The organism is Streptomyces sp. NPDC028289 (genome assembly GCF_055565975.1).
In genome coordinates this window covers 1,417,147-1,441,288 of record NZ_JBVHTI010000001.1, presented here as the reverse complement: position 1 = coordinate 1,441,288, position 24,142 = coordinate 1,417,147, and the positions used below count along the sequence as shown (strand labels likewise).

The 24,142-nt window shown below is 72.0% G+C and carries 21 protein-coding genes; 11 read left to right on the top strand and 10 right to left on the bottom strand.

What is annotated here, in order from left to right; translation table 11 throughout:
- The first annotated feature begins 11 nt into the window (after positions 1-11).
- From ACZ4UV_RS06320 to ACZ4UV_RS06295, 6 genes are all read left to right on the top strand, one after another.
- Positions 12-809, top strand: coding sequence for a sugar phosphate isomerase/epimerase family protein (locus ACZ4UV_RS06320; protein ID WP_451018488.1), 798 nt, complete (start codon positions 12-14; stop codon positions 807-809).
- An 80-nt stretch (positions 810-889) separates the two neighbouring features.
- Complete coding sequence (locus ACZ4UV_RS06315; protein WP_366888591.1) at positions 890-1,171, top strand: Arc family DNA-binding protein; 282 nt, start codon at positions 890-892, stop codon at positions 1,169-1,171.
- Positions 1,168-1,560: a PIN domain-containing protein gene (locus tag ACZ4UV_RS06310; protein ID WP_451018486.1), complete on the top strand. Its 393-nt coding sequence runs from the start codon at positions 1,168-1,170 to the stop codon at positions 1,558-1,560. Before ACZ4UV_RS06315 ends, ACZ4UV_RS06310 begins: the two co-directional genes overlap by 4 nt.
- Positions 1,561-1,722: 162 nt before the next feature.
- Complete coding sequence (locus tag ACZ4UV_RS06305) at positions 1,723-2,790, top strand: DNA polymerase III subunit beta family protein (RefSeq protein WP_390039769.1); 1,068 nt, start codon at positions 1,723-1,725, stop codon at positions 2,788-2,790.
- 235 nt (positions 2,791-3,025) lie between these two features.
- The gene (locus ACZ4UV_RS06300) at positions 3,026-3,376 is read left to right on the top strand and encodes a hypothetical protein (protein WP_467836020.1); all 351 of its coding nucleotides are present in this window, start codon (positions 3,026-3,028) and stop codon (positions 3,374-3,376) included.
- Positions 3,377-3,606: 230 nt separating this feature from the next.
- Complete coding sequence (locus ACZ4UV_RS06295) at positions 3,607-5,724, top strand: FUSC family protein (RefSeq protein ID WP_467836018.1); 2,118 nt, start codon at positions 3,607-3,609, stop codon at positions 5,722-5,724.
- A 20-nt stretch (positions 5,725-5,744) separates the two neighbouring features.
- Here ACZ4UV_RS06295 and ACZ4UV_RS06290 read toward each other — a convergent pair whose 3' ends face one another.
- Positions 5,745-7,703, bottom strand: coding sequence for a glycoside hydrolase family 15 protein (locus tag ACZ4UV_RS06290; RefSeq protein WP_451018483.1), 1,959 nt, complete (start codon positions 7,701-7,703; stop codon positions 5,745-5,747).
- A 484-nt stretch (positions 7,704-8,187) separates the two neighbouring features.
- On the opposite strand from ACZ4UV_RS06290, the gene ACZ4UV_RS06285 reads away from it, so the two are divergent.
- From ACZ4UV_RS06285 to ACZ4UV_RS06275, 3 genes are all read left to right on the top strand, one after another.
- Positions 8,188-9,228, top strand: a complete 1,041-nt coding sequence (locus tag ACZ4UV_RS06285; protein WP_451018482.1) for an ArsR/SmtB family transcription factor — start codon at positions 8,188-8,190, stop codon at positions 9,226-9,228.
- A 148-nt stretch (positions 9,229-9,376) separates the two neighbouring features.
- Positions 9,377-9,790, top strand: coding sequence for a hypothetical protein (locus ACZ4UV_RS06280; protein WP_451018481.1), 414 nt, complete (start codon positions 9,377-9,379; stop codon positions 9,788-9,790).
- A gap of 113 nt (positions 9,791-9,903) precedes the next feature.
- Positions 9,904-10,767, top strand: coding sequence for a hypothetical protein (locus ACZ4UV_RS06275; protein ID WP_467836015.1), 864 nt, complete (start codon positions 9,904-9,906; stop codon positions 10,765-10,767).
- A 23-nt stretch (positions 10,768-10,790) separates the two neighbouring features.
- Here ACZ4UV_RS06275 and rbsD read toward each other — a convergent pair whose 3' ends face one another.
- The 5 genes from rbsD to ACZ4UV_RS06250 all read right to left on the bottom strand — a co-directional run bounded on the left by rbsD (position 10,791) and on the right by ACZ4UV_RS06250 (position 16,802).
- Positions 10,791-11,180, bottom strand: coding sequence for a D-ribose pyranase (rbsD, locus tag ACZ4UV_RS06270; protein ID WP_451018479.1), 390 nt, complete (start codon positions 11,178-11,180; stop codon positions 10,791-10,793).
- A complete protein-coding gene (locus tag ACZ4UV_RS06265; RefSeq protein ID WP_467836011.1) occupies positions 11,177-12,190 on the bottom strand; it encodes a ribokinase in 1,014 nt (337 codons plus the stop codon). Before ACZ4UV_RS06265 ends, rbsD begins: the two co-directional genes overlap by 4 nt.
- Before the next feature lie 73 nt (positions 12,191-12,263).
- On the bottom strand, positions 12,264-14,210 hold the full coding sequence (locus tag ACZ4UV_RS06260; protein WP_467836009.1) for an ABC transporter permease/substrate-binding protein: 1,947 nt from the start codon (positions 14,208-14,210) through the stop codon (positions 12,264-12,266).
- A complete protein-coding gene (locus ACZ4UV_RS06255) occupies positions 14,200-15,744 on the bottom strand; it encodes a sugar ABC transporter ATP-binding protein (protein WP_390039785.1) in 1,545 nt (514 codons plus the stop codon). The genes ACZ4UV_RS06260 and ACZ4UV_RS06255 overlap by 11 nt, the downstream gene beginning before the upstream one ends.
- Complete coding sequence (locus ACZ4UV_RS06250; protein WP_451018475.1) at positions 15,741-16,802, bottom strand: LacI family DNA-binding transcriptional regulator; 1,062 nt, start codon at positions 16,800-16,802, stop codon at positions 15,741-15,743. The genes ACZ4UV_RS06255 and ACZ4UV_RS06250 overlap by 4 nt, the downstream gene beginning before the upstream one ends.
- A gap of 169 nt (positions 16,803-16,971) precedes the next feature.
- On the opposite strand from ACZ4UV_RS06250, the gene ACZ4UV_RS06245 reads away from it, so the two are divergent.
- Complete coding sequence (locus tag ACZ4UV_RS06245; RefSeq protein WP_451018474.1) at positions 16,972-17,166, top strand: hypothetical protein; 195 nt, start codon at positions 16,972-16,974, stop codon at positions 17,164-17,166.
- A gap of 742 nt (positions 17,167-17,908) precedes the next feature.
- Complete coding sequence (locus ACZ4UV_RS06240) at positions 17,909-20,263, top strand: tetratricopeptide repeat protein (RefSeq protein ID WP_451018472.1); 2,355 nt, start codon at positions 17,909-17,911, stop codon at positions 20,261-20,263.
- 113 nt (positions 20,264-20,376) lie between these two features.
- On the opposite strand, the gene ACZ4UV_RS06235 is transcribed toward ACZ4UV_RS06240, so the two are convergent.
- The 4 genes from ACZ4UV_RS06235 to ACZ4UV_RS06220 form a co-directional block, all read right to left on the bottom strand.
- Positions 20,377-21,285 (bottom strand): MBL fold metallo-hydrolase, encoded by a 909-nt coding sequence (locus ACZ4UV_RS06235; protein WP_451018471.1) that lies wholly within the window; start codon positions 21,283-21,285, stop codon positions 20,377-20,379.
- Between the two features lie 121 nt (positions 21,286-21,406).
- A complete protein-coding gene (locus ACZ4UV_RS06230; protein WP_467836006.1) occupies positions 21,407-22,189 on the bottom strand; it encodes a VOC family protein in 783 nt (260 codons plus the stop codon).
- A 132-nt stretch (positions 22,190-22,321) separates the two neighbouring features.
- Positions 22,322-23,038, bottom strand: a complete 717-nt coding sequence (locus ACZ4UV_RS06225; RefSeq protein WP_467836004.1) for a VOC family protein — start codon at positions 23,036-23,038, stop codon at positions 22,322-22,324.
- Positions 23,039-23,176: 138 nt separating this feature from the next.
- Positions 23,177-24,010, bottom strand: a complete 834-nt coding sequence (locus tag ACZ4UV_RS06220; RefSeq protein ID WP_451017624.1) for a helix-turn-helix transcriptional regulator — start codon at positions 24,008-24,010, stop codon at positions 23,177-23,179.
- Positions 24,011-24,142: the final 132 nt, after the last annotated feature.

Sequence of the window (24,142 nt, the reverse complement as noted above, 5' to 3'; positions counted from 1 at the left end):
CCATCAACCAGATGACCGTCAGGCAGCTGTCGCTGCCCGAACTCGCCGACGCCTGCGTGCACCTGGGCGTACCGGCCGTCGGCCTGTGGCGCGAGCCGGTCCAGTCCTACGGTGTCGACGCGACCGCCAAGCTGGTCCGCGAGGCCGGCCTGACCGTCACCACCCTGTGCCGCGGCGGCTTCTTCACGGCCATCGACCCGGACGAGCGGGCCGCCGCGCTCGCCGACAACCGGCGGGCGGTCGAGGAGGCCGCGACCCTCGGCACGGACACCCTGGTCCTGGTCTCCGGCGGCCTGCCGGCCGGGTCCAAGGACCTGCACGGCGCCCGCGAACGCATCGCCGACGCCCTGGCGGAACTCGGCCCCTACGCCGAACAGCACGGCGTCCGTCTGGCCATCGAGCCCCTGCACCCCATGTTCGCCTCCGACCGCTGCGTGGTCTCCACCCTCACCCAGGCCCTGGACCTCGCGGAACGCTTCCCGGCCCACCAGGTCGGCGTCACCGTCGACACGTACCACATCTGGTGGGACGACCAGGCGCCCGCACAGATCGCCCGGGCCGGCGCGGGCGGCCGTATCCACACCTTCCAGCTCGCCGACTGGACCACCCCGCTGCCGGAGGGCGTCCTCAACGGCCGCGGCCAGATCGGCGACGGCGCGATCGACATGCGCGAGTGGCAGGGCTACGTGGAGGCGGCCGGCTACACCGGCTCCATCGAGGTGGAGCTCTTCAACGACGGGCTGTGGGCCCGGGACGGGCGGGAGGTGCTCGCGGAGACCGCGGAACGGTTCGTGACCCACACGGCGTAGCTCAGTGAGGCGGCCGAAGAAGCGGACCAGTTCTCCGGCCGCCGCTGCCCGGTCGTGTATACGTGCCGTATACTCGACGCGTGTCCGACGTCATGATCCGTGTGCCCGCCGAAGTCCGTGACCAACTGGCCGCCGTGGCCGAGGCGCGAGGCACCAGCCTCCGTGCCCTCATGCAGGACATAGCCGCTCAGACGCTGACCCCCGAGCAGATCAGGGAACGGGCCGACCGCACGCGCGCGCTGCTTGCCGAGCGCTTCGGTCACTACGTTTCGGACGAGGAGTCCGCCGAGATGCGGCGCAAGATGCGGGAGGCCGCCGCCGCACACCGGGCCGCCTCGGCCGAGCCGGAGCCGAACCCTTGAGCTGGACCGAGCACTACGTCCTCGACACCCCCACCCTCCTGGCGATGGGAGGCGACAAGCAGGTCTCCGGCCTGATCCATGCCGCTGCCGCCAGTGACGACATGCGCCTGTGGGTGCCGGTCCTGTGTCTCCTGGAGGCCGAGCGGCAACGTGCCGGGATCGTCGACCACGTGGGCGTGCTGGCGGGCGTACTCCATATCGTCGACGACGACTACTCCATGGCGGTCACCATCGCCGAACTGCGCCGCGCCGGCGTCGACTTCGGTGTTTCCGCCGCCGTGCACACCGCGCGCCCGAACCAGACGCTCCCCACGGGCGGCCTGATCGCCTCCGTGGAACCGGAGCTGTACGAAGGACTCGGCGTCGGGGTCATGGACCTGAACCGCTGAGGGCCGCCCGACCTTGCGCGGCGAGGACAGCCCGCTCGTCCGCTCGCATGAGCGGGCGCCTGTCGTTGCGGGACGTGAAGCGCGTCGCCGGCAGCAGGAGTGCGCGGTCGGGTTGACCCTCGACCTTGTGCAGGGCCCAGAGTGCCGGGTGTGGAGAACGACATGCGCAGCATCGGGGAGATGGCCCGCGACAGTGGGCTGGGCGTGAGCGCCCTGCGGTTCTACGACCGTGCCGGTGTGCTGGTCCCCGCCTGGGTGGATCCGGTGAGCGGCTACCGCTGGTACGAGCCCGGGCAGGTGGAAGAGGCCCGGTTGCTGGCCCGCCTGCGCCGGGCCGGGATGCCGCTGGCGGACATCCGGCTGGTGCTGGCCGGCTGGTCCGGGCCGGACACCGGGCTGGTCCGGAAGCTGCTCACGGCACACCTGCGCCGTCTGGAACAGGGGTTGTCCGATGCCCGCGGTGAGTTCTCCACGATCCGAGCGCTACTCGATCACCGGGAGAACGTCATGACCTCGCTCCGTACCGCCTCCGTCCGTCTGTCCGTCGCCGCGCCGGAGCTGGCGGCCGCGCTGGACGCGGTTCGCTTCGCGGCGAGCACCGACCCCGAGCTGCCGATGCTCGGCGGGGTTCTGTTCGACATCGAGGGCGGGAGCCTGCACGCCGTGGCCACCGACCGGTACCGGATGGCGGTCGCGAGGGCCGGTGCCGGCGGGTACGGCGGGAGCCGGGTGCAGGTCGTCGTGCCCGCCCCGCTCGCCGACGCGATGCGGCCGCTGTTGGACGGCGAGGGAGCCGTGGGGCTCTCCGTCGACGGTGACCGGGTGACGCTGGAGGCCGGGGACCGGCAGGTGGCCGGCCGGTGTCCCGGCCACGACTTCCCCGACTACCGCCGTCTCCTGCCCCGGGCCGGCGGACGCCGTGCCGTCGTCGAGGTGGCGGCCTTCCGGCAGGCTCTGGAGACCGGTCCTGTCCGCTCCGGGGAGGCCGGGGCGCCCGATCTGAGCGTGCTCAGGGTGGAGGACGGCGGCACGGTGACCCTCTGTGCGGATGCCGACGAAGACCCGAACCGTGTCGCCGTCAACCGCGAGTTCCTGCTGGCCGCGCTGGCCGCCGGGGCCCGTGACCGACTGGTTCTGGAGCTCGGCGCGCCCACGGCGCCGATCGCGATCCGTCGGTCCGACGACGAGGGTGCCTTCTCGCTCCTGATGCCGGTCCGGCTGGAGAGCTGACGGAACCTGGGTGCGGAGACTTCTTCGCACAGGTCTTTTTTATATTCCCTGCTCACGGGCGGCGGATCTTTTCGATTTGCTGTGTCTAACCTGTCAGTTCAGGCTTTTTCCGCTCGGCTGGAACCGTGTCCTGCCTGCTCGTGTCTATAGGATTCGAGTCAGCTGCAAGGGCGAGCAAATGGCCCGGGATTGCGGTTGGAAAAGGAATTGTATAACCAAGGAGTTCTCTGTGGACATGCGTATCGCCACCGTCGCCGTGGCCTCCGCCGCGCTCGTCGCCGCCGGTGCCACCGCCGCCGTCGCCGCCCCGGCCCCGGCTCCCTCGATCTCCGTCAAGGCGAGCGCCACCACCGTCAGGCTGGGCGATGTCGTCACCTTCACCGGCAAGGTCGACGGCATCAAGGAGGGCAGCAAGGTGACCCTCCAGGTCAAGGACGGCAAGAAGTGGGTCTCGCTGCCCGCGACGGCGAAGGTCGCCAAGGCGTCCTACAAGCTCACCGACAAGTTCGGCAAGAAGGGCGTCGAGGTCCTGCGCGTCAAGGACGGCGGCACCGTCTCCAAGAACGTGTCCGTCACGGTCCGCTGAATCCGTCCGCGGCAAGCCGAGGCTGAATACGTCGGTTTCCCCTGACCGACTCCCCTGAGATCCTGCCCCACCCCGTCCGATCCGGGGTGGGGCAGGTGTCGTGGGGGCGGTTGCGCGTTCGCTGGATCCTATGGCCACCTGTGGTCCAGGTACAGCGAGTGGCGGCCGCGCCGGGGCCGGCAGAAGATGAGAGCGCTGCTCCCGTGCCGTGCCGCTGAGGAGGCCCGGACATGCGCTGGTGGTCGTCGCTGATCAGGACCGGCCGGGACGGGCTGCGCATTCAACGGGCGTTCGCGGCCCCGTCGGCGATCGCGCGGGCCGTCCTGGCGGTCCTGCTCGCCACGGTTCTCGGCCTGCTGCTGGACGACCCCGTGGCCGGGGCCATGGCCAGTGTCGGCGCGTTCATCTGCGGCATCGGCACGCTGGTGAGCCCGCTGCGACACCCCGTGGCGAACGCGCTCGGGATGGGAGTGGCCTTCAGCACGATGGCGGTGCTGGGGGCCCTGGTGCACGGCACCACCTGGGCGTTCCTGCTGTTGCTCGGGGTCGCGGCGTTCGCCACCGGGCTCTGGCGGACGCTGGGCGTCGCGTCCGGCATCCGGGGCTGCCTCGCGGTCATCGGGCTGATGATCACGGCCGATCTCGCTCCCGGCGTACACGGCGGCCTGGTGATGGCCGGGTGGATCGCGGTCGGGACCGGACTCGTCGTGGTGGTGCAACTGCTCCCGCCGTACGGTCCACGGTTCGCCGCCCAGCGCCGTGCCCTCGCCACCCTGTACCGGTCGCTCGCCGAGGCCTCGGTCGCGGCCGACCCCGCAGCCCTGGGCGGGACCGCTCCGTTCACGGCGGCCCGGCAGGCCCTGGACCTGCTGCCCCAGTTCAGCCGGCCGGCCGCGGCGGCCCTGTTCGGGCTGCTGGGCGAGGCCGAGCGCATCCGCCGGGCGCTGCACACCGTCCGGCTCACGGAACCGGCGGCCGCGGCGGCCGGGAACCAGGAGGCGCTGGCCGCCGCCGCGCAGGTGCTGGGCACCGTCTCCCGTACGGTGGCCTCCGGCCGCGAGCACCGCCCCGCCGACTCGGTCGGCACCCTCCTGGAGTCGTGGGCGACCGCCTCGCCCGTGCGCGGCCCGCGCGACCTGGCCGCGCGGCTGCGGCAGGCCGAGCAGTTGGCCCGGTCCTCGACCGACGACCGCCTCGGCGATGTGCTGGAGCCCCACGCCGAGGTGCCGGGTCTGTACGCGGGCACCCCTTCCGCGGCGCGCACCGCCCGGCGGATCCGGGCGCAGCTGCGTCCCCAGTCACCGATCTTCCGCCATGCGGTGCGGCTCGCCGTCGCCGTGGTGGTCGCCGAGCTCATCGGCCGGTCGATCGGCGGGTGGGGCGGTCTCGGCATCTCCGCGCACGGCTTCTGGGTGGCCCTGACCACCATGCTGGTGCTCTTCCCCGAGTACGGGCACACCGTCGCCCGCGCCTGGGGACGGGCGGCCGGGGCCGTGCTGGGCGGCGTCCTCGCCTGGGTGCTGTCCCTGCCGCACTGGTCGCCCGGCGGCCTCGCGGCCTTGTCGGTGGTGCTGGCCGCCGCGTCGTTCGCCACCCTGCGGACCGGGCAGCTGATGCTCAACCTGTGGCTGACCACCTGGATCGTCTTCCTGATCCACCACGTCGGCGGGCTGCCCGGGCCCACGGCGTGGGCGCGCGCCGCCGACACGTTGGTCGGCGCCGCGCTCGCCGTACTCGTCTTCCTGGTCTGGCCGACCTGGTCCGCCCGGCGGGTGCCGGGCCTCCTCGCGGCGTGGTTGCGGGTGCAGGACCGGCTGCTGCCCGAGCTGCTGACCGGCTACGCCGATGTCGGGGCGGCCGACCGGGCCGCCGTCGACGCACTGCGAACGCGATCACGGCAGCTCAGGGGGCACCTGACAGCAGCGGTGGAGCAGTCGCACGCCGAGCCGGCCGAGCACCGCTGCCCCTGGTCGGGTGCGCAGCTGGAGCAGATCAGGACCCAGGTCTCCACGGTCGCCCGATGCGCCACCCTGCTGGGTGAAAACCTGCCGCGCACCCCGCAGGACACCGTGCCGGAGCTGACCGAACTGGCCGATCCGCTGCACGAACACCTCACCGCCCTGGCCCGCGCCGCCGCCGGAGCCGAGACCGTGGCGCCGGGGGCATTGCGGTGGGTCTTCGACTCCTTCACCGCCCGCTCAGGTCTGCTGGCCGAGACGTCCGACGGCTCCGGCAGTGTCACGACCAGCCGCGCCGTCGCTCTGAGCGCCGCGACCGTCGACGCCGTCGAAGCCCTGACCGCGACCATCGCCTTCCGTCACCGCCCCCGTCGCCACGTGGCAGCCTGAAACTCCGCCGGGTGGTGTGCTCACCTGCGGGTGACGTGGTCCGACGGATACGGGGTGGTCGGCGTGAGGGGTGGGCCTTCGGCCGCCGCTGACATCGGTTGGGCGCAGAGGAAGGGGACCGGAAGCGGGGAGGTGGGAGGGAAGCCGGGCTTGGCGGCGTCGAGATGGGCATCGAGGTTCAGTGCAGCGGTGACGAGGGCGAGATGGGTCAACGCCTGCGGGAAGTTGCCGAGTTGTTCGCCGGTCAGCCCGATCTCCTCGGAGTACAGGCCGAGATGGTTGGCGTAGGTGAGCATCTTCTCGAAGACGAGACGCCCTTCACGCAGATGTCCGGCGCGGGCGAGGGCTTCGACGTACCAGAAAGTGCATGCGGAGAAGGTGCCTTCGGAACCGAGCAGTCCGTCGGGGGAGGCGGCGGGGTCGTACCGGTACACGAGGCCGTCGGACACGAGGTCCTTCTTGATCGCGTCCAGGGTCGAGAGCCACCGCGGATCCTGTGGGGGGATGAACCCCACCGCGGGCATCCGCAGGAGTGCGGAGTCCAGGACGTCGCTGCCCAGGTACTGCGTGAACGCCGCCCGTTCCGGATCCCACCCTCGCCGCAGGATCTGCCAGTAGATGGCGTCGCGTTCCTTCGTCCAGCGCTGCACCTCGGCGGGGCGGCCGCTGCGAGTGGCCATGCGGACGGCCCGGTCCAGCGCGGTCCAGCTCATGAGCCGTCCATAGGTGAAGTCCTTGTCACCGCCCCGGGTTTCCCAGATGCCGGCTTCGGGACGGTCCCAGTTCTCGCACACCCAGTCCACCGTGTTGATCAGCGCCTGCCAGATGCGGCAGGTCGTCGGCAGGCCCTGCTGGTCGGCGAAATGGAGGCATTCCAGTGCCGATCCGTAGATGTCGAGCTGCAACTGGTCGGCGGCACCGTTGCCGACCCGTACCGGAGCGGAGCATCGGTAGCCTTCCCAGTGACCCAGGGTCTGCTCCGCCAGGTCGGAGGAGCCGTCGATGCGGTACATGACCTTCAGAGGGTGCTCGCTCGGACCGGTGTACTCCTGAACGCGACTGCCCAGCCACTCGGTGAACGCCACGGCTTCCTCGGTGAATCCCAGCCCGAGCAGCGCGTGAAGCGACAACGAGGCATCGCGTACCCACGCGTAGCGGTAGTCCCAGTTGCGCTCGCCTCCGACCTGTTCCGGCAGGCTGGTGGTCGGAGCCGCGACCATCGCCCCAGTCGGGGCGTACGTCATGAGTTTGAGCGTCATGGCGGAGCGGTTGACCATCTCCCGCCACCGCCCGGTATAGCGCGAACGCGCCAGCCAGTGGTGCCAGAAGGTGATCGTGTCCTCCAGGAGCCGCTCACACTCCTCCGGTGGGACGGTGCGTGGCGGGCCGTCGGCGAATGTCTCCAGCACCAGGCCCCGGGTCATGCCGGCGCGCAGCCTCACGGTCATGCACACGTCGCCGTTGCGAATCCTCCGGTCGCCCGCGCACTCCTCGCCGGGTGTGTCCACCGTATGGACGGTTACCTCCGTGTCGCGGCCGGCGAAATGCCAGCCGCCCATGTGCGAGGTGACCTCGTGCGGTTGGCGTGCGTAGTCGAACCGAGGGGCGATCTCGATGTCGAACGAGATCTCACCGCGTGTGCACCGCAGCATGCGGACCAGCCGGTGACGGTTCGTCGGATCGCGTGGCGAAGCGGGCGGCATGAAATCCACGATCGATCCGACGCCTTGTTCGGTCATGAACCTGGTGAGCAGCACGCAGGTGTCCGGGTAGTAGAGCTGCTTCGTCGCGTACGTCGGTGCCCGGGGAGCGATCGTCCAGTGACCGCCGTTCTCACTGTCGAGCAGCGCCCCGAAGATACTCGGCGAGTCGAATCGCGGGCTGCAGAACCAGTCGATGGTTCCCTCGGTGGAGACCAGCGCGGCCGTCTGCAGGTCACCGATGATTCCATGGTGTTCGATCAGTGGGTGTTCGCTCATGGGGCCTCTTCCCCTTGCGCCTGGCGTCGGCGGTGACCTCGCCGCCCCCGGCCACACCGCTCGCGGTCACACGACGCGCTCCCACCTCCAGACTGCACGGCGTGCACAGGGTTCGCATCATTCCTGGAGGCGGACCGAGAGCGCGTTACTTCCCGTGATGCGGGAGCACGCTGCGAAGCGGTCCGGTTTCCCGCCGGGCGTTACACGTGATCCCGGGCAGAAAATCTTGGACCGGCGTACAACCGTCCCGCCGCCCCGCCGGTCATAGCTGGCGTCAGGGCTTTCGGAGGGGGATCCGGGGGGATCGCGGGGGTTCTGATACGGAGGGGAAAGCCGAGGGGGTTCGGTCGACGGGCCGGGCCCCCTCGAAACATGTCCGGGCGTGTCCCGGTTCCGTCGCGGCCGGTTCCTGTGTTGTTCCCGGGGGCCGTGTGCCCCAGGCTGCTCCTGACCGGACGGCTGTTCGACTCGGGGGGCGGTTCTCGTGCTGCGCATCCACTTCACGCCTCAGGACCTGACCCGCATCCAGGTGGCGAGCGCCCCCGACCCGCTCTGGGAGATCGCCTGCAGCCTGCACCGGTTACAGACCTCGCGGGGACGCTGGGCGTACGCCGACTGGTACCGAGAGACCCGGGCCACTCTCGCCGGCACCCAACTCGGCGCGGCCGTACGCCGGCTCCTGGTGCCCGTGCTGCCCCGGGCCCGCTACCTGCCCGACTTCCTCACCCCGCACGAGGCCGCCGACGGCCTGGACCGGGGGCTCGCGACGATCGTCGACACGCCGCCCGAGCGGGTCGCCCACGAGATCCGGCTGCTGGACCGGTCGAGCGGCGCCCCCGACTGGGCGCCCCGGCTGGTGGAACGCCAGACCAGGGAAGAACTGGCCAAACTTCTGCGCACCTACCACGAGGCGGTGATCGCGCCCCACGAGAGCCGCATCGCCGCCGCCGTCGCCGGGGAACGCGCCCTGCTGGCCCGCGACGCCCTCGACACCGGGGCCGACGGGCTGCTCCGCGGCCTGTCCCCCGCCGTCCGCTGGCAGCCGCCGGTACTGCAGGTCGACTACGTCGAGGACCGGGACCTGCATCTCGCCGGCCGCGGGCTGCGCCTGGTCCCCTCCTACTTCTGCTGGCAGTCACCGGTCTCGATGGCGGACGACACCCTGCGGCCCGTCCTGATCTACCCCGTGCACGGGACCCGCCAGGCCGTCCCCGAACTCCCGCCCGACGCCACGCTCGCCGCGCTGCTGGGCCGTACCCGCGCGGCCGCCCTGCGGTTCCTCGCGCTCGGCGCGACCACCTCCGAACTGGCCTGCCTGCTGGGCGTCTCGATGCCCACGGCCACCCACCACACGACCGTCCTGCGCGACGCCGGCCTGGTCATCAGCCGGCGCCGCCACAACACCGTGCTGCACACCATCACACCGCTCGGTGCCGCGCTGCTCGGGTCGGCGTCGGGCACGGCTCCCGCCTCCCGGCCGCCCGCCGACCCCGTACAGCCCCCTCTCGTCCCAAGGGCCACATGAGTGTCTCCCCGTACCGCCGGAGCGGCGAACTCCGCCGACCGGCGCGGGACTTTAGACCCCTGTCGAAGGGTGTGGTCCGCGGGACACGTGCTCTGCGAGCGTTTCCGGTGCCCGATCCACCTCACATCCGAACCAGATGGGGGAAACCATGAGGAAGGTCATCGCCGCCGGCGCGCTCGCGCTCGTCTCCGCCGCCGGCTGTCTGGTGCTCGCGCCCGCCGCATCCGCCGCCCCGGACGCCTGCGTGACGTCCACCCTCACCACCTCGGCGTACGAAGGCACCGGCGGCACTCACGTCAGGAAGTCGGCCAGCAGCAGCTGCAGCGACCTCAACCTGACCTACGTCAACGACACGACGGTCTACGGCTACGACGGTTACGCCGGCCGCCTGTACCACAGCTCGACCGGCACCTGGAAGACGTGCGACGCGGGCTACATCTGGCTCTACGACGGCTCCTACGCCGTCGACAGCGAGCTGCTGTGCACCGACGTCTCCGACAACACCCTGTTCACGGTGGCGAGTGCGGCGAACGGCGGCGACACCGTCCACGTCGTTCACTGACCCGTTCCAGGGCCTCCACCCCCGGTGGGCCGGAGGCCCTGTCCGCCACCTACGGGACACGTACAGACACGTACGGGACATGCATGGGACATGCATGGGAAGGAGTGGTCCGGATGGTCCGGCGCCCGGTCCTGGTGCGCGCGGCGCTCGCCGCGGCCGTCGCCCTGCTCGGCACCGCGTGTTCCACCGACGCCGTCCGGCAGTCCGGCCCGCCGGCCGCGACCGTGGCCCCGGCCCGCCTGGGCCGCACGCTGCCGGACGACCCGGTGCGCATGGTCCTGCCGGCGACGGGGGCCGAGACCCGGTGGACCCAGGGCCTGTACGTGTTCGCGCAGCAGGTGACCCGGGTCGCCGCCGTCGACTGCGCCCGCAGGGGCGGGTTCGCCCTGCCCGCCGAGACCCCCCTCGCGTTCATCCGCTTCTTCGCCCTGCCCGACCTGGACTTCGTCGCCCGGCACGGCCTGAGCACCAGCGCCGACGTGCCCGCGCCCGCCACCGCTCCTACCACGGCCCGCGCCGGCAGCGCGGCACAGGTGCGCCGCTGCCGGGCACAGGGCACGAAGGCAGCGGCCGCGCTGAGCGACCTCTATCTGCCCCTCGAACAGCGGTGGTTCGGCGAACTCGGCGCCGTGGACCGCGCTCCCGCCACGGTCCGGGCCCGGCGCGGCCTGCCCGGCTGCCTGGCCGGGCACGGGGTTCCGGCCAAGGACGAGCGGGCCTTCATGGGGGCGGCCGACGCCCGCCAGCAGGCCGCCACCCCCGCCGATCTGCCCGCCACCGAGCGCGCGTTGGGCCGCGTCTACGCGGACTGCATGCGCCCCGTCGAGGCCGTCCGCGACCCCGCCCGGCTGAGCCTGCGCACCCGCTTCCTCGCGGACCACGCCGCCGAGGTCCGCACCCTGCGCGAGAAGCTCCTCCCGGCCCTGCGGGCGGCGGAGAAGCGGTACGGCGTGCCCCTGGTGTTCCCGCAGCCGTAGCGCCCCTGCCGGCCCTGCCGGGCCTAGAAGAACACCCCGCACCGCAGCAGCACGTTCGCGTACGGCCGGGCCTCCCCGGTCCGTACGACCAGCCGCGCCTGGGCCGACAGCTCCTTCAGCCGCTCGTGCGGGACCAGGGCGAGGTCGGCGAAGTGCCCGTCCAGCAGCGCGGCGGCGGCCGGATTGGCCTCGCGCACCTCGGAGGCCGCCGTCGCGCCCTCCACGACCAGCTCCGCCAGCAGCCCCTCCAGCACCTCCGCGAAGGACGGCACCCCGGCCCGGAAGGCGAGGTCCACGACCCGCGGCCCCTTCGGGATCGGCATCCCGGCGTCGCACACCAGCACCTCGTGCCCGTGCCCCAACTCGGCGAGCGCTCCGGAGAGATGACGGTTGAGGATCCCCGCCCGCTTCACAGCATCCCGCCTTGCCCGCCAGCCCCGGGCGCGCTGTCCGGCCCCCGGCCGGGGGTCCGGCCCGCGGCGGAGCCGCTGTCGGATGCTGCGCCCCCCGGGACGGCACAGCTCAGCGCGTCGACCTCCGCCGCCGTCGGGTACGACTCCTGCGCACCCCGCCTCGTCACCGCCGCCGCCCCGACCCGGGCCGCGTACGCCGCCGCCCGGGCGAGCGACTCGCCCGCCCCGAGCCGTACCGCGAGGGCCGCCGTGAAGGCGTCCCCGGCGCCGGTCGTGTCCACCGCGTCCACCTTCACGGAGGAGACGTGCTCGACCCCGTCGCCGTCGGCCACCAGCGCACCCTCCGCGCCCAGCGTCACCACCACCGACTTCGGGCCCTTGGCGAGCAGGAGCCGCGCCCAGTCGGCCGGTTCCTCGCTCACGCACGCCTCGCCGAGGATCACCCGCGCCTCGTGCTCGTTGACGATCAGCGGGTCGCAGGCCGCCAGGACCTCACCGGGGAGGGGCTGCGGCGGGGAGGGGTTGAGGACGAAAAGGCTGCCGGGGGCGAGGTTCCGTACGACCTCCAGCACCGTCTCCAGCGGGATCTCCAACTGCGTGGAGACCACCCGGGAGGCGTGGAAGAGGCTGACCGCGGCCTGCACGTCCGTCGGCGTCAGACGGCCGTTCGCGCCCGGGGAGACGACGATGCTGTTGTCGCCGGAAGGATCCACGGTGATGAGGGCGACCCCCGTCGGCGCCCCGCCCACCAGCACGCCCACCGTGTCCACGCCCGCCGCCCGCTGCGAGTCGAGCAGCAGCCTGCCGTGCGCGTCGTCGCCGACCCGGGCCAGCAGGGCGGTACGGGCACCGAGCCGGGCGGCCGCGACCGCCTGGTTGGCGCCCTTGCCGCCGGGATGCGTGGCGAGATCGCCGCCGAGCACGGTCTCACCCGCGCCCGGCCGCCGCTCGACACGGATCACCAGGTCGGCGTTGGCCGATCCCACGACCAGGAGGTCGTAGTCGTACATCAGATGACTCCCTCTGCGGATGGGGCGAGGCGGCCGGGGCTCCATTCAAGCGCCCGGCCGCCTCCCTGGTGTCTCAGCCCGTGAAACCGGCCACGTTGTCCTTCGTGACCACCTTCACCGGGACCTTGATCGCCGACGGGATCTTCTGGTCCTTGACGGCCTTGAGGGCGTTGTCCACGGCGATCTTGCCGAGCTGGCTGGGCTGCTGGGCCACCGACGCGTACAGCGTGCCGTTCTTGACGGCGGTCAGGCCGTCCGGGGTGCCGTCGAAGCCGACCACCGAGACCGACGAACCGGCCTTTGAACCCAGCGCCTTGATCGCGCCGAGGGCCATCTCGTCGTTGGCGGCGATGACGCCCTGGACGTCCGGGTGGGCCTGGAGCAGGTTCGACATCACGTCGAGGCCCTTGGTGCGGTCGAAGTCGGCGGGCTGCTGGGCCACCACCTGGATACCGGGGTAGGCCTTGAGCCCGTCGGCGAAGCCCTGCGCCCGCTCTCGGGCGGCGGAGGTGCCGGCCTGGCCCTGCAGGATCACGATCTTGCCCTGGCCGCCGAGCTTCTCCGCGATCGTCTTCGCGGCCAGCTCGCCGCCGGCGACGTTGTCGGAGGCGACCAGCGTCGCGGTCTTCGCGTTGTTCACGCCGCGGTCGACGGCGATCACCGGGATGTCCGCCTTGCCGGCGGCCTTCACGGAGTTGCTCGCCGCGTCCGAGTCGACCGGGTTGACGATGATCGCGCCCAGGCCCGAACTGGTGAAGTTCTGCAGCTGGTTGGCCTGCTGAGAGGCGTCGTTCTGGGCGTCGGTGACGGTCAGGTCCACGCCCTGCTTCCGCGCCTCGGCCTGGGCACCGGCCCGGATCTGCACGAAGAAGGGGTTGTTGAGGGTGGACAGGGACAGGCCGATCTTCGGGGTGGCGGAGGAGGAGCCGGTGTGCAGGAGGGAGGTCGCGGCCACCAGGGCCACGGTGACGACCGCGGCCAGGGCGTACGTCCCGGCCTGCCTGCCCTTGTTGCCCCCGGTGCCGGCGGCGAGCGGGGTCGCCCCTGCCTTGCGGCGCACGGTGTCCAGGAGGACGGCCAGCGCGATGACGACGCCGATGACGACCTGCTGCCAGAACGCGGACACGTTGAGCAGGTTGAGGCCGTTGCGCAGCACCGCGAGGATCAGCGCGCCGATCAGCGTGCCGGACGCCTTGCCGGTGCCGCCGGCCAGCGAGGCACCGCCGATCACGACGGCCGCGATGGCGTCCAGTTCGTAGCCGTTGGCGGCCTGCGGCTGCGCGGAGGACAGCCGGGCGGCCAGCACGATGCCGGCGACGGCCGCGAACAGCCCGGACAGGGCGTAGATGGCGAGCTTCTGCTTGTTCACCCGCAGTCCGGACAGCCGGGCGGCCTCCTCGTTGCCGCCGATGGCGTACATCGAGCGCCCGATGTAGGTCCGGCCGAGGACGAAGGCCGCGATCAGCCCCATGAGGACCATGACCAGCACCGGCACCGGCAGCCAGCCGCCGAGGGTGTCACCGAGGTGCGAGACCGAGTCGGGGAAGGCGATGGGGGAGCCCCCGGAGATCACCAGCGCCAGACCGCGCCCCACCGACAGCATCGCGAGCGTCGCGATGAACGGCGGCAGCTTGCCGTACGCGATGAGGAAACCGTTGACGAGACCGGCCGCGATGCCGGTGGCTACGGCGAGGACGACGGCCAGGAACACCGGCACCCCGTGCGACGTGGCGCTCCACGCCAGCACCGTGGCCGACAGGGCCGCCACCGAGCCGACCGACAGGTCGATGCCGGCCGCGACGATCACGAAGGTCGCACCGAACGCCAGGATGGCCGTCACGGCCGCCTGGACGCCGACGTTGAGCAGGTTGTCGGTGGTGAGGAAGTCCCCGGACAGCGCCGACATGGCGATGACGAGAACGATCAGCGCGGTGAGCGCGCCGTTGTCGAGGAGCAGCCGGCGCACGCCGGAGACGCCACCGGCGCCCGCGTTCTGGTTCTTGAGCGTGTCAGTGGCCACGTCCGGCCTCCTTGTCGGTTGTGGTGGGGGTGGCGGGGGTGCTCGTGGGGGCGCTCACGGCGAGGGACATGACGGCGTCCTGGGTGGCCTCGCCGGCGGAGAGCTCGCCCGCGATCCGCCCCTGGGCCATCACCAGCACCCGGTCGCTCATCCCGAGGACCTCCGGCAGATCGCTGGAGATCATCAGCACGGCGGCCCCGGCGGCCGTGAGTTCGTTGATCAGCTGGTAGATCTCGACCTTGGCGCCGACGTCGATGCCGCGCGTCGGCTCGTCGAGGATCAGCACCTTGGTGTCGGCGAGCAGCCACTTGCCGATGACGACCTTCTGCTGGTTGCCGCCGGAGAGCGTCCGCACGTGCTGCCCGAGCCCGGCCATCCGCACGCCCAGCTGCCCGGCGATCCGCTCGGCGGCGGCATGCTGCCCCCTGAGGTCGACGATCCCGGCCCGGGTCGCCTTCCGCAGCGTCACCAGCCCGAGGTTCTCCTCGACGGAGGCGTCCAGCACCAGCCCCTGCCCCTTGCGGTCCTCCGGGACGAGGCCGATCCCGGCGGACATGGCCGCGTTGACGTCGTACCGCCGGAGCGCCGTACCGGAGACCTTCACGGCCCCCTTGTCGTACGGATCGGCCCCGAACACGGCCCGGACCACCTCGGTGCGGCCCGCACCCACGAGCCCCGCGATCCCGACGACCTCCCCGGCGTGCACCTCGAAGCTCACGTCGTGGAAGACGCCGTCCCGGGTCAGCCCCTCCACGGACAGCAGCGCCGCCCCGGCCTCGCCCCGCTCCCTCGGGTACTGCTGCTCGATGGAGCGCCCGACCATGAGCCGGACGAGCTCGTCCTCGGGCGTGGTGGCGGGCACCTGGCCGACGCTCTTCCCGTCGCGGATGACGGTGACCCGGTCGCCCAGGGCGGCGATCTCCTCCAGGTGATGCGTGATGAAGACGATCCCGACCCCGTCCGCGCGCAGCTGCCGCACGATCGCGAAGAGCTTCTCCACCTCCTCCGAGGTGAGCACGGCGGTCGGCTCGTCCATGATGAGCACGCGCGCGTCCAGGCTGAGTGCCTTGGCGATCTCGACCATCTGGAGGCGGGCGATCCCGAGTTCACGGACACGCGCGCGTGGCGACACGTTCACGCCGACCCGCTTCAGCAGGACCTCGGCGTCGGCCTCCATCCGCTTCCGGTCGATCATCCCGAAGCGGCGCGGCTGCCGGCCCAGGAAGATGTTCTCCGCGACCGTGAGGTCGGGTACCAGGTTGAACTCCTGGTAGATGGTGGCGATCCCGAGCCGCTCGGAGTCCTGCGCACCATGGATGCGCACCTCCTCGCCGCCGGCCAGGATCCGCCCGGCGTCGGGGGTGTAGGCGCCGGAGAGCATCTTGATGAGGGTGCTCTTGCCCGCGCCGTTCTCACCGAGGAGTACGTGCACCTCGCCCCGGCGCAGGTCGAAGTCGACGCCGTCGAGCGCGACCACGCCGGGGAAGGACTTCCGTATGCCCTCGATGCGCAGCAACTCGTCCGGGTTGCTCACGACGTGCTCCTTTGCACAGGGGTCTGGTTCTCGTTGCCGCCGGCGTTGCCGTCGGCGTTGTCGGCGGCGTTCTCGCCGCACGAGCGGCGGACGACGAGCCGGGCGGGGAGGGTGACGGACTGCGGGGGCCGTCCCTCGATGCGGTCGATCAGCGCGCGCACGGCGGCGCGGCCCAGTTCGCGGGTCGGCTGGGCGATGGCGGTGACGGGGGGGTCGGTGTGCACGAACCACGGGATGTCGTCGAAGGCCGCCAGTGCTATGTCACATGGCACCCGCAGCCCCCGCGCCCGCACCGCGTCCAGCGCGCCCAGCGCCATCAGGTTGTCCGCGGCGAACACGGCCTCGGGCGGCTCGGGCAGGTCGAGGAACCCCTCGGTGACCCGCCGCCCGCTCTCGGCCTGGAAGTCGCCCTGGCCGATGTAGGCGTCGGGGAGGGGGAGACCGTGCTCGGCGAGCGCCTCCCGGAAGGCCTGGACGCGCTCGCTGCCGGTGGTGGTGGCCGCTGGCCCGGCGATGATCGCGACCCGCCGGTGCCCGAGCCCGCACAGGTGCGCGACGAGGTCACGGATCGCGCCCCGCCCGTCCGCCCGCACCACGGGCACGTCGACGCCGGGGATCCACCGGTCGACGAAGACCATGGGCGTCCCGGCCCGCGCCGCCTCCAGCATCAGCGGCGAGCCGCCGTCGGTGGGGGAGACGAGCAGCCCGTCTATCCGCCGGTCGAGCAGCGTCCGTACGTGGTGGTCCTGCAGCTCCGGCCGCTCGTCGGCGTTGCCGATGATGACGCTGTAGCCGAGGGCGCGGGCCGCCTCCTCGACCGAGCGGGCCAGCTCGGTGAAGTAGGGGTTCATCACGTCGCTGATGACCAGGCCGAGGGTGCGGGTCTGGTCGGTGCGCAGGGAGCGGGCGACGGCGTTCGGGCGGTAGCCCAGCGCCTGGACGGCGGCCAGAACGCGGGTACGCGCGTCGTCGCTGACCGACGGATGGTCGTTCAGGACCCGGGACACCGTGGCGACGGAAACCCCCGCCTCGGCGGCGACGTCCTTGATGCTCGCCATCGCTGCTCCACCTCCTCGTGGAATCGATTACACGACTGCGTGTACCGAGGATTGGAATCGATTACATGCCGATCGGGCAAGTGCCCGGAGATGGCCGAAATCCAATCGTGACCGAAGGGGGAACTGTCGGGCCTGGCTCACTCGCGGTCTGACCTGTGGAATTCCGGGCATGACCCGGACGGAGATCCGCGACGGCGCGCTGTTGCTGTTCGTCGCCGTGCTGGAAGCGGCCGTGATCACAGGCGGCGGGCTCTCCGCCGCCTGGGCGGTCCTGATCGCCGTTGCCTGTCTGGCGTTCCTGCTGACCTACACCCGAGACCTCGTGCGCCGCCGACGGCCCGGGGGCGGCGACGGCGAGGGCTGATCGCCCCGTGCGGGTCGCGCCACCGTGACCTGTCGGTGGCGGCTCCGCCGGGGGCTGGCTGTGCCGTACGGCGGTCGAGCGCGGCGTACGGTCGTGGCTCGGCGCTCGACCACTTCGGTTCCGTCACCGTCGACGGCAACCGAGAGGCTGCCAGGTTCGACGAGTGGCGCAACCGGGCACTGCACCGAAGGCGACGTCGCTCAGGCGGCGCGAGATCCCCGCAACCATGGTGACGCGAGGCGCGTTTCTCACTTCATACGAAATGCTGGCAGGCGGTGTGAATCAGCGGCCCGTCAGGCAACCTGGCGGTACGTCAGAGGCGAGGAGCGGAGGCCGTCATGACGCAGGGGCGGAAGATCTCGGTCGTCGTGCTGGGTGCCGTGGGGACTGCCTCCACGCCGCTGGTCTGGCTGCTGGACAGCCCGGATGCCGGCCAGCTGGTCGGGGCCTCCGTCCAGGGTGCCGTTGGCATCGTGGCCTTGGTCTGGGCACTCTTCCAGCACCCGCAAAACCGCACAGAGGACACGGCCGTAAGGACCGGGGTGGCGCGCGCTACCGGCAGGGGCAGGGCCGTTACGGGAGTCAGGCGTCCGCAGGGGCGAGGCAGTGGGTCGGCGAGGGCAGTGGACACCGGGAACGCCGTCGGTACCGGCGAGGGGAGCAGCGCCACCAGCGGCATCGACTACACGTGACCGGAGCCGGCCTCGGTCGGGCCATCAAGGGGCACGAGAAAGAAGGTCACATGACGCGGCCGGACAGGCGGCGGCACATCTCCGACGCCGCCGACGCAGACATCGAGGTGACCGGCAGCGGGAACGCCATGGCCGTGTCCGGGGGCACAGCGGTGAGCGGCTACTCCGGCCCGGTCCCGGGGAGCGGCCACGATCCCCGCGCCCCGGTGCGTCTGTCCCACACAGGGAACGCAATCGCCACCAACGGCGGAACCGCCATCAGCGGCTACGTCGGCACGCTGACCCTGCAGCCGCGCCCACCCCAGGAACCGGCCCCCTGGCCGCACCAGGTCGGTGTCATCCCGCCTGCGGCGCAGTTCTTCCAGCACCGGTCCGCGGCGGACCGGCTGCGCGCGACGGTCGACGGCGGCGGCACCGCCGTACTGACCCAGATGCTGACCGGCATGGGCGGGGTCGGCAAGACCCAACTCGCCGCTGACTACGCCCGCGCCGCCTGGAACGACGCCAGCGCAGTCGGTGGCCTGGACGTCCTGGTGTGGATCACCGGGAGCGATCGTTCTCCCGTCGTGGCCGGCTACGCCCAGGCCGGGGTCGAACTGTGCCGGGCCGATCCCAACGACCCGGAGAAGGCCGCGCGCTCCTTCCTGGCCTGGCTCACCCCCAAGGCCACAGCGGAACCGTGTCGGTGGCTGATCGTCCTTGACGACGTCACCGACCCCGCCGACCTGCGCGATCTGTGGCCGCCGGCCAATCCCAACGGCCGGACCCTGGTCACCACCCGCCGCCGGGACGCCGCCTTTGCCACGGCCGGCCGTCACCCCATCGAAGTCGGTCTGTTCACCGCGGGCGAAGCCCTCGCCTACCTCACTACGTCCCTGGCCGGACACGGTCATGGCGAATCCACCGACGAGTTGGCTGCCCTGGCAGAGGATCTCGGCCGTCTGCCTCTGGCTCTCGCCCAGGCCGCCGCCTACCTCGTCGACTCCGGCGACACCGTGACCACCTACCGTGGCCTACTGGCCGACCGCGCCACCTCCCTCGCCTCCGTCGCCCCCGACGTTCTTCCGGATGGCCAGGCCATACCTCTTGCCGCCGCCTGGTCGCTGTCCGTCGACCGCGCCGACACCCTGCGCCCGATCGGCCTGTCCCGCCCCATGCTTCAGCTGACCGCACTCCTCGATGCCAACGGCATTCCCCAGGCCGTCCTGACCAGCGGACCCGCCCTGGGCCACCTCGCCGCCCACCGTCCCTGCACCGGCCGGGACCCGGTCCAGCAATCGGGCCCGGTCTCTGCCGAGGAAGCAGTGCACGCCCTGCGCGCGCTGCACCGGCTCAGTCTTGTCGACCACACCCCCGACACCCCGTATCAGACGGTTCGCGTCCACCAGCTCGTCCAGCGTGCCACCCGCGACACCCTCACCCCTGTCCAGCACGACCAGATCGCCCACACCGCCGCCGACGCCCTCGTCTCCACCTGGCCCAAGGTCGAACGCGACACCGACCTCGCCCAGGCCCTCCGCGCCAACACCGCTGCCCTCGTCAAGAACGCCGAGGACGCCCTGTACCGACCCAACGCCCATGCAGTGCTGTACCGCACGGGCACCAGCCTCGGCCAAGCCGGCCAGGTTGCCGCCGCCCGCGACCACTATCGGTACCTCGCCGGTACGACCACCTGCCGTCTCGGGCTCGACCACCCCGACACGCTGGCCACCCGGAGCAACCTCGCCCATTGGCAGGGTGAGGCGGGGGATGCGGCCGGAGCCGCTGCCGCCATCGCCGAAGTGTTGCAGCACATGGCGCGGAAGCTGGGCGAGGATCATCCCGACACGCTCACCACTCGTCACAACCTCGCGCGATGGCGGGGCGAGGCGGGAGACGCCTCCGGTGCCGTGGCCGGCCTTGCCGGACTGCTGCCGGACCAGTTGCGTGTCCTCGGCTCTGATCATCCCGACACGCTCACCACTCGTCACAACCTCGCGCGATGGCGGGGCCGGGCGGGAGACGCCTCCGGTGCCGTGGCCGGCCTTGCCGGACTGCTGCCGGACCAGTTGCGCGTCCTCGGCCCCGCTCACCCCGACACCCTCACCACTCGCGGATACCTCGCGTTCTGGCGGGGCGGGGCGGGAGACGCCGACCAGGCCGTTGCCGGCCTCCTCGAACTGTTGCCCGACCAGGTGCGAGTGCTGGGTGAAGACCATCCTGACACGCTCATCACCCGAGGGAACCTCGCCCAGTGGCGAGGGAGGGCAGGGGACGTCACCGCAGCGGCAGCCGACCTCGCTGCACTGCTGGAGCACAAGGAACGGGTGCTCGGCCCCGAGCATCCGCACACTCTCGCCACCCGACAGATGCTCGCCTTCTGGCGAAGCCGGGCCAGAGAGGACCGTAGGACGTCGGGGCACTGAACCACGAAGCGGATGCCCCATCGCGGTAGCCCCGGTGAAGCCATGTCCTACCGCCGCGGGACGGGGAACGGGACCGGACGCGACGGGCAGGTTGCCGGGGCGAGGGGGGAGACTCACCAGCGCACCGCGGTGAAGTCCACCGGACGGGGATGGAGTTCGCGAGTGCGGGCCGCCAAGTGCCGCAGCCGCGCAGCCATTTCCTCCTGGGGGAGATGACAGCGGTCGCCGTGGCCCGGCAGCAGCCACTCGAAGCGCAGCCCTTCGGCGGCGGCCCGGGTCAGCGAGGCGGCCAGTTCCCGGACCGAGTACCAGGTGACGCTGTCGACCACCTCGACGTCCGCCGTCGTACGCGACCAGTAGAAGCTGTCGCCGCTGAAGCAGTACCGCTCGTCGGCGAGGTAGAGCACGCTGCCCCGGGTGTGCCCGGGGAAGGGGAGGGCGATGACGCCGTCGGCGATCTCGGCCGGTTCGGTGCCGCGCAGCACCCGGTCGGCGTCCGGGGCGGCGTCGAGGTCGCCCTCGTGGATCCAGAGCCGGGCGCCGAACCGGTCGGCGTACCGGCGGCCGTGCGCGGCGTGGTCGCGGTGGGTGAGGAGTACGTCGGTGACGGGTCCCCGAGCCTCGTAGCGGGCGGCGAGCGCCGGGCTCCAGCGTGGCGTGTCGATCATCATCGACGTGCCGTGGGGGCGGCGCAGGAGGTAGGAGTTGGCGCCGGCGGTGTGCGGGGAGTTGTGCCCGCACAGCAGCACGCTGCCGGTGTCGGAGCCGACGCCGTCCAGCGGCATCGGGAACGGGTCCCGGGCCGGGTCCAGCCGCCCGCCCGGAGGCCGGACGGACCGGGTGGGGCAGGCGTGCGCCGCCGCGTGCAACCGCTCCGCCTCCGCCGCGTCGCGCGGCTGGCGCAGCACGGCCGAGCGTCCCGCCACCTCCCCGACGAGCCCCGGGGCGAGCTGCCTCGCCACGTCGCAGTTCGTGCAGCGCCCGTCCACCCGCCAGCCGTGCTCGGCCTGCCCGGTCCCCATGTCCCCGTCCCCTTCCGTTCCCGTACCGCCGGTCACCTCAGGGGTATCCCGGGCGGTCCGGAAATCGGAAGAGGGTCGGGTTCTGGCGCTTTCGGCAAGGTGTTGCTCTGCCGTCGGCAGCTCACATGGGCTTCGGCTTGAACACCGCGAAGGTGGCGCCCTGCGGGTCGGCGACCACGGCCATGCGGCCGGCCATCATCTCGAACGGCGGTTGGAACACCGTCCCGTTGCGCTTGACCAGGGCGTCCACGGTGGAGTCGACGTCGTCGACCGCGAAGTAGGTGAGCCAGTGCGGCGGGACGCCCGGGCGGTCGTCGCCCAGCTGGGCGGCGCCGCCGACGCCGCGGCCGCCGACGTTCAGCGACCAGTAGTTCCCGCCGGCGCCCTCCATCGGCTGGATCTCGATCCCGAAGGACTCGCCGTAGAAGCCGGTGGCGCCGGGTACGTCGCTGGTGTTCAGCTCGTTCCAGATCAGCGCGCCCGGCTCGTTGACGATCCCCGCGCCGTGGAAGTCGCCCGGCTGCCACACCCCGAACACCGCGCCCTGCGGATCGGCGGCGATCAGCATCCGGCCGATGTCACCGACGTCCATCACCGGGGCGATCAGCGTGCCGCCCACCGAGACGATCGTGTCCTGGGTGGCCTGTGCGTCGGTGCTGGCCAGGTAGGTGGTCCAGACGGTCGGCGGCTCCGGCTGCCCCTCGGGCGCCATGGCCGTCCCGATGCCGGCCACCGGCTTCCCCTGCAGCGTGCAGACCGCGTACCCGCCGAAGTCGGCCCCGCCGACCTCGCCCTGCCAGCCGAACAGGTCACGGTAGAAGTCCAGCGCGGCCTGCTGGTCCTGCGCCATCAGATCGACCCAGCACGGGGTGCCGGTCGCGTACGGAGTGGTGATTTCGGGCATCTGCAGCTCTCCCTGCGCGCGAAAAAGTTCCCCGCCGCCCACCATCACCGTATCGGCGATTTCCCGCCACCGGAACGGCCGGGGTTTTACGCTCGGCTCACCTACGCGCGGCCGGCAGCCCGAGTGCCTCCGCTACCGGCTGCTCCGCACCCGGAACTCGTTGCCGTCGGGGTCGAGCATCAGGACACCGACACCGACACCGGTGTCGGTGCGCTTCGCGCCCAGCGAGACCAGGCGGCCGACCTCAGCCTCCCCGTCGGCGCCGGCGGGAATCGCCAGCTCGAAGTACAGCCTGTTCGGACCCGTCTTCGGCGCCACGGGCGGACCACCCCACGTGATCTTCGTACCGCCGTCGGGCGACTGGATCGCGGTCTCCTGGTCCTGGTCCCACACCAGCGGCCACCGCAGCGCCTCGCTCCAGAAGTAACCGACCTCCTGCGTACCGTCGCAGGCCAGCGCTCCGATGAAGCCGGTGTCGGCGAGGAACGTGTTGCCGGCCTCGATGACGCAGAACTCGTTGCCGTCCGGATCGGCGAGCACGACATGCTCCTCTTCCGGGAGCTGCCCCACGTCGATGTGTTTCCCGCCGAGCGCCAGCGCCCTTGCCACCGTCTGCCGCTGCTCCTCCGGGGAGGCGCTCGTCAGGTCGAAGTGCGCCCGGTTCTGACCGGTCTTCGGCTCCTGGCCCGGCAGGAAACGGATGCGGAACCCGGCGGCGTCGGGGGGCCGGATCGCCACGCCGTCGTCCGGACCGTCGGCGGACTCCCAGCCCAGGACTCCGGACCAGAACCGCGCCAGGTCCGACGGCCGGGTGGCGTTGAAGCAGATCGCGTACAGCTGACTGGTCATGTCCCGGGCATCTCCGATCCGCTGACGGCCGATACGTCCCCCTGCCCTTCCCGCAGGCGCAGCCTAGGGGGCCCGCGCGGTACCCCGCATCCGAAAATCCGGTGCGGGCGGGAGCGGGGGCCCGTCGGCCCTCCGGGGCTACCTGGCGTCCTGGTTCCGGGTCGCGTGCAGCGAGCCGAGCAGGGCGAGCGCCTGGGCGCTGGGGCTGCCGGGTTCCGCCTGGTAGACGACGAGTTGCTGGCCCGGAGCGTCGCGTACGTCGAAGGCCTGGTAGGTGAGGGTCAGGGGACCGACGTCGGGGTGGAGCAGGTGTTTGGCGTCCAGGGCCTTGCCGCGCACGGCGTGGGTGTCCCAGAGACGGGTGAATTCCGTGCTCTGCCCGGTGAGGAGGTGGACGAGTTCCCGCAGGCGCGGGTTGTCCGGGTCGAGGCCGGCCGCCTGGCGCAGGTGCCCCACGGTGGTCTGCGCCGTGTCGCTCCACCGGGTGTAGAACTGCCGCCCCGCCGGGTCGAGGAAGACCATGCGGGCCAGGTTGTCCGCCGGTCCGAACGGTGAGTGCAGGGCCTCGGCCGGCGCGTTTGCGGCCAGGATGTCCAAGGACCGGTTGAGGACGAACGCGGGGGCGCCGGGACAGCCGTCCATCAGCTGGCGAAGGGCGGGACCGACCCGGTCGGTGGTGTGGCCGAACCGGCTGTCCGGGACCGTCCCGGCCAGCCGGTGCAGGTGTGCGTGGGCGTCGGCGTCCAGCCTCAGGGCCCGGCCGAGCGCGTCGAGGACGGGGGCCGAGGGGTGGCGTTCGCGGCCCTGTTCCAGGCGGGTGTAATAGTCCACGTTCACCCCGGCCAGGACGGCGACCTCCTCGCGGCGCAGTCCGGCGACCCTGCGCACGCCGTGGCTCGCCATGCCGACGTCCTGCGGCCGCAGGTCCGCCCTGCGTGCGCGCAGGAAATCTCCCAGGTGGTGGTCGGTCATGCCCTCAGGCTAGGCGGCCGCTGCGGGTGTTTGGGGGGGGGGCCCCCCCCCCCCCCAACCCCCCCCCGGCCCCCCCCCCCCCCCCGGCCCCCCCCCGGCCCCCCCCCAAAACCAACACAACCCAAAAAGTGG

What these genes read in the sequence shown, in the direction of transcription:
- ACZ4UV_RS06320 (WP_451018488.1), top strand. Translation starts at nt 12, where the DNA reads ATGACCGTCAGGCAGCTGTCGCTGCCCGAACTCGCCGACGCCTGCGTG.
- ACZ4UV_RS06305 (WP_390039769.1), top strand. Translation starts at nt 1,723, where the DNA reads ATGCGCAGCATCGGGGAGATGGCCCGCGACAGTGGGCTGGGCGTGAGC.
- ACZ4UV_RS06300 (WP_467836020.1), top strand. Translation starts at nt 3,026, where the DNA reads ATGCGTATCGCCACCGTCGCCGTGGCCTCCGCCGCGCTCGTCGCCGCC.
- ACZ4UV_RS06295 (WP_467836018.1), top strand. Translation starts at nt 3,607, where the DNA reads ATGCGCTGGTGGTCGTCGCTGATCAGGACCGGCCGGGACGGGCTGCGC.
- ACZ4UV_RS06290 (WP_451018483.1), bottom strand. Translation starts at nt 7,703, where the DNA reads ATGAGCGAACACCCACTGATCGAACACCATGGAATCATCGGTGACCTG.
- ACZ4UV_RS06280 (WP_451018481.1), top strand. Translation starts at nt 9,377, where the DNA reads ATGAGGAAGGTCATCGCCGCCGGCGCGCTCGCGCTCGTCTCCGCCGCC.
- ACZ4UV_RS06275 (WP_467836015.1), top strand. Translation starts at nt 9,904, where the DNA reads ATGGTCCGGCGCCCGGTCCTGGTGCGCGCGGCGCTCGCCGCGGCCGTC.
- ACZ4UV_RS06265 (WP_467836011.1), bottom strand. Translation starts at nt 12,190, where the DNA reads ATGTACGACTACGACCTCCTGGTCGTGGGATCGGCCAACGCCGACCTG.
- ACZ4UV_RS06250 (WP_451018475.1), bottom strand. Translation starts at nt 16,802, where the DNA reads ATGGCGAGCATCAAGGACGTCGCCGCCGAGGCGGGGGTTTCCGTCGCC.
- ACZ4UV_RS06245 (WP_451018474.1), top strand. Translation starts at nt 16,972, where the DNA reads ATGACCCGGACGGAGATCCGCGACGGCGCGCTGTTGCTGTTCGTCGCC.
- ACZ4UV_RS06240 (WP_451018472.1), top strand. Translation starts at nt 17,909, where the DNA reads ATGACGCGGCCGGACAGGCGGCGGCACATCTCCGACGCCGCCGACGCA.
- ACZ4UV_RS06235 (WP_451018471.1), bottom strand. Translation starts at nt 21,285, where the DNA reads ATGGGGACCGGGCAGGCCGAGCACGGCTGGCGGGTGGACGGGCGCTGC.
- ACZ4UV_RS06230 (WP_467836006.1), bottom strand. Translation starts at nt 22,189, where the DNA reads ATGCCCGAAATCACCACTCCGTACGCGACCGGCACCCCGTGCTGGGTC.
- ACZ4UV_RS06225 (WP_467836004.1), bottom strand. Translation starts at nt 23,038, where the DNA reads ATGACCAGTCAGCTGTACGCGATCTGCTTCAACGCCACCCGGCCGTCG.
- ACZ4UV_RS06220 (WP_451017624.1), bottom strand. Translation starts at nt 24,010, where the DNA reads ATGACCGACCACCACCTGGGAGATTTCCTGCGCGCACGCAGGGCGGAC.